Annotated in this window: 12 protein-coding genes; 5 read left to right on the forward strand and 7 right to left on the reverse strand. The window is 62.4% G+C overall.

Annotation, left to right across the window (positions count from 1 at the left end; all coding sequences use genetic code 11):
• Position 1 precedes the first annotated feature (1 nt).
• The 4 genes from JVX98_RS31460 to JVX98_RS31475 all read right to left on the reverse strand — a co-directional run bounded on the left by JVX98_RS31460 (position 2) and on the right by JVX98_RS31475 (position 4,269).
• Entirely contained in the window at positions 2–1,099 is a 1,098-nt protein-coding gene (locus JVX98_RS31460; protein ID WP_205239715.1) for an ABC transporter ATP-binding protein, read from the reverse strand.
• A gap of 6 nt (positions 1,100–1,105) precedes the next feature.
• Positions 1,106–1,972, reverse strand: coding sequence for a carbohydrate ABC transporter permease (locus JVX98_RS31465; protein WP_043619379.1), 867 nt, complete (start codon positions 1,970–1,972; stop codon positions 1,106–1,108).
• Positions 1,972–2,868: a carbohydrate ABC transporter permease gene (locus tag JVX98_RS31470; protein WP_034796432.1), complete on the reverse strand. Its 897-nt coding sequence runs from the start codon at positions 2,866–2,868 to the stop codon at positions 1,972–1,974. Before JVX98_RS31470 ends, JVX98_RS31465 begins: the two co-directional genes overlap by 1 nt.
• A gap of 81 nt (positions 2,869–2,949) precedes the next feature.
• Positions 2,950–4,269, reverse strand: a complete 1,320-nt coding sequence (locus JVX98_RS31475; protein ID WP_205239716.1) for a sugar ABC transporter substrate-binding protein — start codon at positions 4,267–4,269, stop codon at positions 2,950–2,952.
• 164 nt (positions 4,270–4,433) lie between these two features.
• Here JVX98_RS31475 and JVX98_RS31480 point away from each other — a divergent pair, with 164 nt between their 5' ends.
• Together JVX98_RS31480 and JVX98_RS31485 are read left to right on the forward strand one after the other, a co-directional pair.
• Positions 4,434–5,222 (forward strand): IclR family transcriptional regulator, encoded by a 789-nt coding sequence (locus tag JVX98_RS31480; RefSeq protein ID WP_192448581.1) that lies wholly within the window; start codon positions 4,434–4,436, stop codon positions 5,220–5,222.
• A 76-nt stretch (positions 5,223–5,298) separates the two neighbouring features.
• Positions 5,299–6,135, forward strand: coding sequence for an amidohydrolase (locus tag JVX98_RS31485; RefSeq protein WP_205239717.1), 837 nt, complete (start codon positions 5,299–5,301; stop codon positions 6,133–6,135).
• A 54-nt stretch (positions 6,136–6,189) separates the two neighbouring features.
• Here the strand turns inward: JVX98_RS31485 and JVX98_RS31490 are convergent, their stop codons facing one another.
• Genes JVX98_RS31490 through JVX98_RS31500 form a run of 3 tightly spaced genes read right to left on the reverse strand, consistent with a single transcriptional unit; the run spans position 6,190 to position 9,042 of the window.
• On the reverse strand, positions 6,190–7,326 hold the full coding sequence (locus JVX98_RS31490) for an ABC transporter substrate-binding protein (protein WP_205239718.1): 1,137 nt from the start codon (positions 7,324–7,326) through the stop codon (positions 6,190–6,192).
• Positions 7,323–8,483, reverse strand: a complete 1,161-nt coding sequence (locus JVX98_RS31495) for a CaiB/BaiF CoA-transferase family protein (RefSeq protein ID WP_205239719.1) — start codon at positions 8,481–8,483, stop codon at positions 7,323–7,325. The genes JVX98_RS31490 and JVX98_RS31495 overlap by 4 nt, the downstream gene beginning before the upstream one ends.
• A 7-nt stretch (positions 8,484–8,490) precedes the next feature.
• On the reverse strand, positions 8,491–9,042 hold the full coding sequence (locus JVX98_RS31500; RefSeq protein ID WP_205239720.1) for a MaoC family dehydratase: 552 nt from the start codon (positions 9,040–9,042) through the stop codon (positions 8,491–8,493).
• Positions 9,043–9,341: 299 nt separating this feature from the next.
• Between JVX98_RS31500 and JVX98_RS31505 the strand changes: the two genes are divergently transcribed.
• From JVX98_RS31505 to JVX98_RS31515, 3 genes are all read left to right on the forward strand, one after another.
• A complete protein-coding gene (locus JVX98_RS31505) occupies positions 9,342–10,322 on the forward strand; it encodes a sugar-binding transcriptional regulator (protein ID WP_205239721.1) in 981 nt (326 codons plus the stop codon).
• 57 nt (positions 10,323–10,379) lie between these two features.
• Positions 10,380–12,434 carry a bifunctional aldolase/short-chain dehydrogenase gene (locus tag JVX98_RS31510; protein ID WP_205239722.1) on the forward strand — a complete coding sequence of 685 codons (2,055 nt, stop codon included), beginning with the start codon at positions 10,380–10,382 and terminating at the stop codon, positions 12,432–12,434.
• A 70-nt stretch (positions 12,435–12,504) separates the two neighbouring features.
• Positions 12,505–12,729 (forward strand): hypothetical protein, encoded by a 225-nt coding sequence (locus JVX98_RS31515; RefSeq protein ID WP_205239723.1) that lies wholly within the window; start codon positions 12,505–12,507, stop codon positions 12,727–12,729.
• Positions 12,730–12,757: the final 28 nt, after the last annotated feature.

Consider the following 12,757-nt stretch of genomic DNA (forward strand, 5'->3'; position numbering starts at 1 on the left):
GTCAGCCTTCCAGAGCCTTGCCGGTATCGATGTCGAAGAGATGGGCGCGCGACAGGTCGAAGCTCATGCGCACTTTCTCGCTCGGGCCAAGCGGGCGCGGATTGAGCATGCGCGAGACCCAATCGCGGCCGTTGAATTGAATGAAGACGAGCGTCTCGTTGCCGAGCGGTTCGGTGATCGACACCGGCAGCTCCACCTCGTGCACGGCTGACGCATCGCCGGCATGCAGGCCGTGACCACTCGGATAGATATCGTCGGGCCGGAGGCCGAAGGTGACTTTTTGGCCCGGACGCAGCGCGCTCACAAAGCGCGGCGGGATCGGCAGCCGCGCGCCGCTTGCAAACACCAGCGTACCGTCGTCGACGATCGCCTCGTCCATGTTCATCGGCGGCGAGCCGATGAAGCCGGCGACGAACCTGGTGGCAGGACGCTGGAACACCTCTTCGGGCGTTCCCACCTGTTCGATATAGCCGTCGCGCATGATGACAATGCGATCAGAAAGCGTCATCGCCTCGACCTGGTCGTGGGTGACGTAGATCATCGTTGCCTGCATGCGGGCATGCAGCTTCTTGATCTCGGTGCGGACTTGCGTCCTGAGCTTGGCGTCGAGGTTCGACAGCGGCTCATCGAACAGGAAGACATCTGGCTGGCGCACGATGGCGCGGCCCATGGCAACACGCTGGCGCTGGCCACCGGAAAGCTGCGACGGGCGACGTTCCAACAGGTGACTAAGATCGAGGATGGTAGCGGCTTCATCGACCCGCGTCTTGATCTCATCGGCCGAGCGCCCGGCGATCTTCAGGGAAAAGCCCATGTTTTCGGCGACCGTCATATGCGGATAGAGCGCATAGGACTGGAAGACCATGGAGATATTGCGCGCCCGCGGCGGCAGGTCGTTGACCTTCTTTCCGCCGATTTCGATCGCGCCGTCGCTGACGTCTTCGAGGCCGGCGATCATGCGCAGCGTCGTCGACTTGCCGCAGCCGGACGGGCCGACGAGCGCGATGAACTCGCGGTCCTTCACTTCGAGGTCGATGCCGTGGACGACCTCGAGCGCGCCGTAGCGCTTGACCAGTTTCCTGAGTGTGACAGGAGCCATGAACGATTATCCTTTCACCGCGCCGAAGGTGAGGCCCGAAACGAGGTGCTTCTGAATGATGAAGGTAAGGGTCAGCGCCGGGATGATCATCACGACGGCGAGCGCACACATGCCGCGCCAGTCGATGGTGAATTCGGCGGTATAGTCGAGAAGCCCGACCGGGAGGGTCTTGGAATTGACCGAGCGGGTGATCTGCGAGGCAAGCGCATATTCGTTCCAGGAGGTCAGGAATGCGAAGATGCCGGCAGATGCGATGCCGGGACCGGCAAGCGGAAACTCCACCTGCCAGAAGGCCTGCCAGGGCGTGCAGCCGTCGATCTGGGCGGCCTCGGCGAGATCCTTCGGCACCTGGCGGAAGAAGCCGTCGATCAGCCAGATGGTGAAGGGCACGTTGAGCGCCACGTAGGTCAGGATCAGCGAGAAGTGGGTGTCGATGATCCCGGTGCGGGCGTAGAGCATGAAGAGCGGCAGCGAGAGCGCGATACCGGGCACCGCGCGCGTCAGCATGAAGCCGAGGAAGATCGCCGACTTCGCCTTGAAGCGATAGCGGGCAAAGGCGTAGCCGCCGGCCATGCCGATCGCGAGCGCGATCACCGTCGAGGTCACCGAGATGATCAACGAGTTGCGGAAATAGTCCCAGACGGGAACGCCGCCCTGGCCTGCGCCCGAAAACATGGCGCGATAGGCATCGAGCGAAATGCTCTCGGGGATCCAGACCGGCGGTTTCGCCATGATCTCGACGGTCGGGCGCAGCGACGACAGCACGATCCAGAGGCCGGGGAGGCAGATCACGGCCATTGCGAGGAACAGGCCGATCAGGTGCACCGTCTTCAACAGGCGGCGGCGCAGGCGGTGCGAAGCGTTGATATCCATTACCACTCGGCTCCGATCTGCTGGCGCGCCGCGGCGAGCTTGCGGAAGAAATAGACGGTGAAGACGATCGACAGGAGGATCGCGACATAGGCCATGGCGTTGGCGAGCCCCATGCGAGCATCGGCGTAGGCCGTGCGGCCGACGAGCGTCCACAGCAGCTCCGTGCGCTTGGCTGGGCCGCCATCGGTCATGATCTTGACGATGTCATAGGCGCGGGCGACGTCGAGCGACCGGATCGTCATGGCGATGAAGGCAAACGGCATGAGGTAGGGCCAGGTGACATAGCGGAAGGTCTGCCACGGCGTACAGCCGTCGACATGGGCCGCCTCCACCGGATCCTTCGGCATGGCAAGCAGGCCGGCCAGGATCAGGATCGCAAAGACCGCGGTCGAGGACCAGACTTCGGCGATGATGATCGAAAGCAGTGCGAGATTGCCGTCGATTAGCCAGGGGATCGCCTGATCCGTCAGTCCCAGCGACTGCAGCGCATTGTTGACGAAGCCGATATTGTCGTTGAACAGGAACTTGAACTGGAAGCCGACGAGCACGGGCGAAAACATCATCGGAAACATCATCATGGTGCGCAGCAGGCGCTGACCATGGGTGGCCTTGTTGACGAGCAGCGCCAGCCCGAGACCGAGCAGCATTTCGGCGTTGAGCGCCACCGTCAGCAGCAGCACGGTGCGGCCAAACGCGACCCAGAATTCGGCGTTGCCGAGCACGGTTGCGTAATTGCGCAGGCCGACGAAGACCCACAGCGTCTCCGGTTTGGTCAAGCGGAACGGCGTGAAGCTCGAATAGAAGGAAAAGAGGAGCGGCAACACGATCACCGCCGCGAGCACGACAAAGGCCGGAAGCAGAAGCAGGGCCGGTGCTGACAATTTCTTGAGCTTCATCGGGCAGTCCTGAGGATTGCATGAAATGGCTGAGGCGGCGCCGGCGCCTTCAAGGCATCGGCGCCGCCTCGTTGTTATCGATCAGAGCTTGCCCGCGTCTTCGAGAATGCCGGTCGCCTTCTGGGCGGCGGCATCAAGCGCTTCCTTCGACGTCTTGTCGCCGAGGATGGCGGCCTGTAGCTCGGGATAGACGGCGTTGGAGATTTCGATCCATTCGGCCGTCTTCGGAACCGGGAAGGCATGCTTTGCTGCTTCCTGGAAAGCCTGAAGAACTTCGGTCTTGTAGGCGTCGCCCTCAGCTTGCTTGATGTTGTATTCCCAGACGGCAGTCCGGGTCGGCAACGGGCCGGCAGCCGATTCCAGCTTCTGGCTATCCTCGTTGGTCAGCCACCAGACGAGCGAAGCAGCCGCTTCCTTGTTGGCGCAATCCTCGGTGACCGAGAAGCCATGATGGCCCGACCAGCCGGTGCGCTTGCCGGAAGAGCCGGCCGGCTGGACCTTCACGCCGACATTGCCGGCAACCTTGGAGGACTTCGGGTCGTTGAAGAAGCTCGCCCAGCCAGGCCAGTCGAGATTGAGAGCGATCGAGCCCGAGGCAAAGCCCTGGCCGAGGTCGTCCCAGAGATAGTTGGTCGTTCCCGGCGGTACGGCCTTGTCCTTGTAGAGCTTGACGAACCAGTCGAGCGCACGGACACCGGCTTCGGAGTTGAAAGCCGGGCGGCCGTCCTTGTCGAGATATTCGCCACCTTCGGCGACGAGCATTTCATAGAAGCGACCGTTGATGGCCTCTTCCTTGCCGGCAAACTGCGTACCGTAGAAATTTGGCGGGGCGGCGAAGAACTCGGCCTGGTCGCTGACCTGGGCCCAGGTGTCCGGCGGCGCGAGATCATACCCATATTTCGCCTTGAAGGAGGCCTTCTTGGCTTCGTCCTGGTAGAGGCTCTTCTGGTAGTAGAGAGCCGAGACGTCGAACTGGGCGCGCGGCAGCATCACCAGCTTGCCGTCGAGCGTCGAAGCGTCGATCAGCGCCGGCACGAACTTGGCGATCTCCTCCGGCGGCAAAAGCTGCAGCAAGTCGGTGTAGATGTCGGGGTATTGCGGCGCGAAGGAGGAATGGTTGGAGCCGACGCACCAGCTGACGCCGCCGGTCGCGATATCCGACTTGATCTCCTTGTCGAGTTCGAAGTGGTTCTTCTTCGACAGGATGTTGACCTTGGCGCCGGTCGCCTTCTCCCATTCGCCGATCCGCTCATAGAGCTTTTCGTATTGCTGTCCGCCGATCAGCTTGGCGTCGATCGTGACGCCTTCGAACTTGCCGGGCAGTTCTGCGGCATTCGCCGCTCCTCCTGCACAGGCAAGCATAACGACGCCGGCGGAGACGCCGGCAAGCAGCCTTTTCATGTCTACTCCTCCCGTGTTCACGCCCTCTTCCTGACGTGATGTTCTCATTTGTGAGAAACTAATTCATATACAAACAACATTTTTATGAGGCGTCAAGGGAGAACTTTCCTTTGTGGGCGCCTTCGTCTGCGTATATGGATATGAGTATTCACCGAGGAGGCTTCATGGACACCGAAGAGTCAGACCGCTACCGCGCACCGGCCCTTGATAAGGGGCTCGACATTCTCGAGCTGCTCGCCAGCGTCGACGGCGGACTGACGCAGGCGGAGATTTCCAAGCGCCTGAACCGCAGCCCGAACGAGTTCTACCGCATGCTCGATCGGCTGGTGCGGCGCGGCTATGTCACGCGCATCGACGGAGATCGCTATTCGCTGACATTGAAGCTGTTCGGGTTGTCGCAGCTGCATGCGCCGGTCCGCAGGCTTGCCTCCTACGCCACGCCGTTGATGCGCGATCTGGCCCAGCGCTCGAAGCAGGCCAACCATCTCGCCGTCTTCGATCGTGGCTCCGCCGTCGTCATCGCCCAGCAGGAAGCGCCTGATTATTGGGGCATTTCGATCCGGGTCGGATCGCATATCAGCCTCTTCGATACGGGATCCGGCCATATCCTGCTTGCCTTCCGCTCGGCCGAAGAGCGCGAGATGATGATCGCGGAACATGGCAGGAGCAAAGACGAGGTCCCGCGCGGGCCGGAGTTCTACGCGCGCCTCGATCAGATCCGCGAGCGCGGCTATGAAATGATGGCAAGCGCGCAGACAGCCGGCGTCTATAACCTCTCGGCGCCGATCCTGGGGCCTGATGGTCGCGGCATCGCGGCGCTGACCGTGCCCTATATCGCGCTCGTCAACGCGCCCTCGGCGCCTGATATCACCGAAAGCATCGCCCTATTGCTGAAAACCGCCGAGCAACTGTCGACATTGGCCGGTTCGGACGTGGCCTCGACAACAGATTGACGGCGCTTGAGAACGATCATACTTCTTATTTGAATAGATCATTCTTATGTGAGAAGCCGTTCGGAGGAGGCGCGCCTTGATTATCGACACCCATCTTCACCTCATCGACAGGTCGAGGCTTGCCTATCCCTGGCTCGCCGGCGTGCCTGCCCTCGACCAGGACTTTCTCTACGCCACCTACGAGCGCGAAGCGCGCCGGCTCGGCATTACCGCCAGCCTGCACATGGAGGTCGATGTCGATCCTTCGGAAATGGAGAAGGAGACATCCGAGGTCGCGCGGCTCGCAGGCCAGGCGGATAGTCTGCTGAAGGGCGCGATTGCCGCCTGCCGGCCCGAAGAGGATGGCTTTGCGGCCTATCTGGAACGCCAGGAAGCAAACGGCCTGGTCAAGGGCTTCCGCCGCGTGCTGCATGTGATGCCGGATGATCTTTCCGAAGGGGCGACGTTCCGCGACAACATCCGCCGGCTCGGCGGCCGTCGCTTCACCTTCGACCTCTGCGTCCTGCCGCACCAGATCGAAAAGGCGATTGCGCTTGCCGATCTTGCGCCCGACGTCCAGTTCATTCTCGACCATTGCGGCGTGCCCGACATTCGCGCCGGCGCCGAGCACCCCTGGCGCGAGCACATGAGCGAGATAGCCCGCCGGCCAAATGTCACGGCAAAAATCTCCGGTGTCGTCGCCTATGCGGATGAAGCCTGGCAGGTCGAGACACTACGCCCCTATGTTGTGCACACGATTGGTGTTTTCGGCTGGGACCGGGTGGTCTGGGGAAGCGACTGGCCGGTCTGCACGCTCGCCGGCAACCTTTCGACCTGGGTCGGCGCCACCCACGCGCTTCTGGAAGGCTGCAGCGCAGAGGAAAAGCGCAAGCTGCTTTCCGACAACGCGCGCCGGATCTGGAAGCTCGCTTGAACAGACCTTTCTATAATCTGGTCCGGGACGCCTGGGCGTCCCGGAACTCAGAAGTCAGGCTGCAACAAAACTCGCCGCAAACAGTCGATTGAGGTCGTCGACGACCTTTCGCGCTGCCTCCTTGCGCAGGAGGCCGTCATTGATGCGATCGGATGCCGCCTGCTGGAAGGCCATGTAGCCATCGTGCCTCGGACGAACCCAGGCGCTCTCCAGTGTCTTGCGCGTCGCACGATAGAAATCGGAGGTCGCCGCATTGACGGCGTCGTCATCCCAGGCGGCCGCGTGGCCTGGCTGCCCCCCGCCTGAGGCATAGGGGCCGCGCTGGACATCGCCGCTCGCAACGAAGTAGGCGAAATCGATCGCTGCTTCGCGCGCTTGCGAAAAAGCCGAAACCGCGATGCCGGTCCCGCCGAGCGCCGAGCCGACAGGGCCATTGGTTCCGGCAGCCGGAATATCGCCGAACGTCACGAGCGACGGCCGGAAGCCCGCAATCGCGTAGCTGACATAGCCGTAAATCAGCGGCGCACAGACAGTTTTCGACGCTGGATCGCTCATGGCCTCCAGCACGCCGATCGGGTCCATCGAGAAACAGCCGGGATCGATCAGATCCGTGAGCTCGCGCAAGCGCTCGAAGGCATCGAGGCCGGCATCGGTTTCGATCAGCGGCCCGGTACCGTCACTTCGGCAGGGAGAGCCGAGATTGCCGGCAAGCGTGTAGAAGCTCATCAGGGAATGCGGTGCACGCATCGGCAGCGCCACCTTCCCCTTTCGCGCGAGCGCCAGCATGGTGCTCCAGCTTTCCATGCGTTCCGTCAGGTCCGGGCGCCAGGCCTGGACTTGCGTTGCCGCATCGATCGGGAAGGCCCATTGCCGGCCCTGCCAGGTATAGCTCGGATAGGAGCGCCCAACGCTCGCATCCTCAAGCGCTGCCCTCTCCTCTTGATGGCCTTCCACATCAAGCGGCGCCAGGCACCTTTCCTTGGTAATCTGGCCGACATGCGGATGATCGATGACGATCAGATCATAGGCCCGCGCAAGCTCTTCGACCGGGTAGGTCTCGAAATCCTGCAGCGAGCGCTTGTCCCAGTCCACCGTTATGCCGGTGCGTTCCTGCCAGAGCCGGGAACAGGCGATCATGGGGTCGTGGCCGCGCGGGTGGCTCCAGGTCATGCCCTTCAATTTGGTGCTCACAGGCCGAACTCCTTGCGGATCGAGGTGCTGTGTTCGCCGATGCGTGGTGCTGCGCGGTCCACCTGGGCGCGCTTGCCGTTGACCCTGAGCGGTGACCGTGTCGTCAGGATCGAAACGTCATCCTCGCGCACCACGGTCTGCAACATGTCGAGCACCTGGAAACCTTCGCTTTCGAGCAGCTCGTTCCAGTTGAGGACCCGGGCGCACCAGATATCCGCTGGCTCAAGCACGCCAAGCCAATGGTCGATGGTGTTTTCGGCGATCCGCTTGGCGATCAGCGCCTTGATCTTGTCCCGTTCGGAGAACCAGGTGGCCGGATCGTCGCGATAGGCGTCGAGCTCGGGCATCTTCAGGAGATCGGCAAGCTTCGGGATCGGCGTCATGGCGATGGCGAGATAGCCATCCCTGGCCGGGTAGACCCCGTAAGGCGCCGACAGATAGGCATGGGCACTGCGGAAGCCGGACCGGGCCGGCAGCCGGCGACCGTCATTCAAGTGCGTGGTCAGCACTTCGAACTGGAAGTCGACGAGTGCTTCCAGCAGGCTCGTTTCGATCAGGCTGCCTTTGCCGGAAATGCCGCGGCGGACGAGCGCTGCGAGAATGCCTTGCGCTGCCGCTGCACCCGCAAGCATGTCGCCGATCGCAAGGCCAAAGGGCACCGGCCCCTGGCCCTCATCACCGTTCAGCCACATGACGCCAGAGCGCGATTGCGCGAGCAGATCCTGCCCCGGCCGTTTCACCCAGGGTCCCTCCTCCCCATAGCCGCTGATCGAGGCATAAACGATCTTCGGATTGATCGCCTTGACCGCTTCGTAGTCGAGGCCGAGGCGCTGGATGACGCCGGGGCGGAAGTTCTGGATCAGCACGTCCGCCTTGGCGAGCAGCGTCTTCAGGGCCGCGAGGTCGTCCTCGTTCTTGAGGTCGATCGCGAGGCTTTCCTTGGCGCGGTTGATCGCATGGAAGATGGTGGAATCGCCGCCGATCTCGGTGTCGCTCAGATAAAGCCGGCGCGACAGGTCGCCACCGTCGGGGCGCTCGATCTTGATGACGCGCGCGCCGAGATCCATGAGGCGCAAGGAGCAGTAGGGACCTGAGAGAAACTGGCTCATGTCGACGACGACAAGGCCAGAGAGCGGCAATTCGTTGGTTTCGGTCATCGGTATCTTACTTCTCGGTCTTGCCGACGAAGTCGGCGGGGTTCTTGTATTTCACGGTCTGAAGGTGCTCGCAGTAGAGCACCAGCTCCCCTTCGCCCTTGAAGACCTGGTAGCTGGCCCGGATAAGCCCGAGCTCCTTGTAACGGGGCGTTTTGTCCATGTTGGTGCGGATCGTGTAGATCGTGTCGCCGATGAAGACCGGCTTGATGAAGCGCAGCTTGTCGTAGCCGTAGGAAAAGGCGTTGACGCAGTTGGTGGCGACCAGCCCGAGGCCCGCGGAGAAGACGAAAGCGCCGGCAACGAGACGCCTGCCGAAGATGCCCTCTCGCTCTGCAAACATCTGATCCTGCACGTAAGGATGGATGTCGACGACCAGCGTATTGAAGAGGTGGCTGTCACCTTCGGCAATCGTACGCCGCAAGGACCTTATACGCTGGCCGACCGGCCAATCCTCGTAAAACCAGTTTTCCGCGTTCCACACGGGAAGTGCTGCGTGCTCTTGCAGCATGTCCGCGGGATGGGTCGAGGTCACCCCGACGGTGGGCATGAAGTCATCCATTGGTCAGTCCCTGATGCAATAGGTCGGCAATAGCGGGCCCGTTGGCTGGCTTCCGAGCGCAATGTCGCTCGGTCGCCATTCAGACCCTTATATGAATAGTATGTTCACATATGGATTCCGTTTGCAACCGGCTGCTGGCGGCAGCGGCGTTCGCGGCTCCGCGTGGCGCTTTAAGGATCATCATTCAGAAGAGGGATGCGGCCGCTGTCACGCCGACGAGACGGCGACAATCGTCAATGACGTTGACTTTTGTCAGTATAGATGAAATATGTCAGATCCATCTTGCGAAGGTTCCGCCAATGCCCATCCGAGCCACAGACCAGATCATTCACAAGGCCGCCTGGCTCTATTATACGCACGGCTTGCGCCAGGACGAAGTGGCGCAGCGGCTGGAGATATCCCGCGCCTCAATCGCCATGTATCTGCGCAAGGCGCGGGAGATGGGCATCGTCACGATCACCACCTCGACAGAGCTGTTTTCGCAGGACGTGCTTGCCCGCGAGCTCGAAGACGCCACCGGGCTGACGACCGCGTGGCTCGTGCCGGAAGACCGGCAGGCCATGGACCCGGCTGCCGAAATGCCCGTCGTCGCGGCGTCCGTCTTTCTCGAACTGATCAACAAGGGCGACCGGATCGGCGTTGCCTGGGGCCGCACCGTCTATCATATCGCCGACGTCATGCCCTTTGCGGACCTGCGCGGTGTTACGGTCGTGCAGCTTTGCGGCAATCTCGGCGCGCCCTATTCCTACCGCCCGGATCAATGCACGACGGAAATCGCGCGCCGTCTGAATGCCGAAGGCATCAATTTCTATGCGCCGCTTGTTCTTTCCTCCGAGCGGCTGGCCGAAGAACTACGCGGTGAACCGGTCATCAAGGAACAACTCGCCACCATCTCCGACTGTGGCCTGGCGCTCTACTCGGTCGGCGGCATCGAGGATGACAGCCACCTCGTCAAGTGCGGGGCGCTCTCGGCTGCAGACATGCATGCCATGGGTGAAAAGGGCGCGGCCGGCGTCATTGCCGGACAGCTCATTGACCGCCACGGCCAATGGATGGATTGCGAGCACAATCGCCGCTGCATTTCGGCCGATCTTGCATCCATCCGCACGATCAAGAAGCGCATGCTGGTCGTCCAGGAGGACAGCAAGTTCGAGCCGCTGATGGCGGCCTTGAAGGGCGGCTTCGTCTCGCATCTCGTCATCACCGAGTCGATGGCACGCAAGGTCCTGGATCGCTGGAACCGTGAAGGGCTTGGCAAGAGCGGCTCAGGCGCCCCCTGAGCCTCGAATTTGGGTCCGCCGATACCGGCCGGGCCGGTTTATCGGGAGGCTGAACTTATGGAAAATCTCTGGCGCGATGACGAGGCGGAGAAGGTCGTTGCGGGCTATCAAACCAAGGGCATCGGCCGCGATCTGGCGCTGCGGACCTATACGACGCGGCTGCTTGGCGGCGAGCCGCGGCTCGTGCTGCATGGCGGCGGCAACACTTCGGTGAAAACCGAAATCACCGACCTTGTCGGCGACACGCATGCCGTGCTTTGCGTCAAGGGCAGTGGTTGGGACATGGGCACGATCGAGCCCGCCGGCCTGCCCGCCGTCAAGATCGCGCCGCTGCTGAAGAGCCGCAAGCTCGAACGGCTGTCGGACGAGGACATGGTGACTTTGCTGCGCGCCAACCTCATCGATCCGGGCTCGCCGAACCCGTCGGTGGAGGCGCTGCTGCATGCCTTCCTGCCGCACAAGTTCGTCGACCATACCCATTCGACCGCCATTCTTGCCATCGCCGACCAGGCCAGGAGCCGGGAGATGTGCGCCGAACTCTTCGGCAGGAAAATGGGTTTCGTGCCCTACATCATGCCGGGCTTCGCGCTGGCGAAGGCTGCGGCGGACGTGTTCGACCAGGATCCGACGGTCGAGGGGCTGATCCTCGACAAGCACGGGATCTTCACCTTCGCCGACACTGCGAAGGAAGCTTATGAGCGGATGATCCACTATGTCACGCTCGCCGAAGAGCATGTGAAGGCCAACGGGCACAATCCGTTCACGCCGGCCGCCCTGCCGGCAGCGCTTGCAAGCCCAGCCGATATCGCGCCGATGTTGCGCGGTGCCGTTGCTGTCGACAAGGGCGAGGGCCGTTTTGACCGCATGGTCAGCGTGTTCCGCACTTCGCCCGCTATCCTCGACTTCGTCAACGCGCAACAGGTTGAGGAGATGGCCGCCAGGGGCGTTTCGACGCCCGATCTTTCCATCCGCATCAAGACCGGCCCGATGGTGCTTCCGGCGCCGGCTAAAGATGCTCTTTCGGGCTACCGGGCCGTGATCGACGCGCGCGTCGCTGCCTTTGCTGCAGACTACACTGGGTATTTCCACACCAACGACGCACGCGACGACGTCAAGCGCATCATGCTCGATCCCATGCCGCGCCTGACGCTGGTGCCGGGGCTTGGCATGTTCGGCCACGGCCGCACGTACAAGGACGCGACGATCGCCGTAGATGTCGGCGAGATGTGGATCGAGGCTGCGCGCGACGCCGAATCCGTCGGCCGTTTCGAGCCGGTGAGCCGGCCGGATCTCTTCGACCTCGAATACTGGTCGCTGGAACAGGCGAAGCTCGCCGGCGCCAGGCCGAAGCCGTTTACCGGTCAGGTTGCGCTCGTCACCGGTGGCGCCGGCGCCATCGGTGCGGCGATCGTCAAGGCCTTCGTCGCCGAGGGCGCCCATGCCGTCGTGCTCGATCTCGACGGCGACAAGGCGGCAGCCGTGGCAAAGGCGGCGGGCAACAACGCGATCGGCATCGCCTGCGACATCACCGACCCGGCATCCGTTCGCGCCGCTTTCGACCAGGTGGTCGCGACCTTCGGCGGCGTCGATATCGTCGTTTCCAATGCGGGTGCCGCCTGGGAAAGTCCGATTGCGACCATGGACGACGCCCTGCTGCGCCGCAGCTTCGAGCTCAACTTCTTCGCCCATCAGACGGTAGCGCAGAATGCCGTGCGCATCATGAAGGAGCAGAAGACCGGCGGCGTGCTGCTGTTCAACGCCTCCAAGCAGGCTGTCAATCCGGGCGCCAAGTTCGGCGCTTACGGATTGCCGAAGGCAGCGACCTTGTTCCTGTCGCGTCAGTATGCGCTCGAACACGGCACTGATCATATCCGCGTCAATGCCGTCAACGCCGACCGCATCCGCTCGGGCCTGCTAAACGACGAGATGATCGCCAATCGCGCAGCCGCCCGCGGCCTTTCGGTCAAGGACTACATGGGCGGAAACCTGCTCGGTCTCGAAGTGACGGCCGAGGACGTAGCGCGCGCCTTCGTGCACCACGCGCTCGCAGAACGAACCACCGCGGATGTGACGACTGTGGATGGCGGCAATATCGCAGCGGCGATGCGCTGAGTGCTTCCGTCTAAGCGTAAAAACGTGCCACACTGCAGTCTCCCGCCAGAGTTGTTCGGATGGAGACGAAATGGTCGATCGATGGCCCGCAGATGCCGCGTTTCAAATGGGTGACTATGCAGCCAAGAAAGGCCGCGCCTCATGGCGCGGCAAGATCGTCGGCTGGTATCGCACAGACCTGACCAGCCTCGGCTACGCGATCGAAAGCCATTTCGAGCCAGGCTCCGTGCATATCTACCCCGAGACGGCGATCGAAGCCTGGGTGCAGCCAAAGGCGGAAAGCGAATTAGAGTAATCAGGACAAAAAAAGGGGCGGTCTGATC

Source organism: Ensifer sp. PDNC004, from assembly GCF_016919405.1.
Taxonomy (GTDB): Bacteria; Pseudomonadota; Alphaproteobacteria; order Rhizobiales; family Rhizobiaceae; genus Ensifer.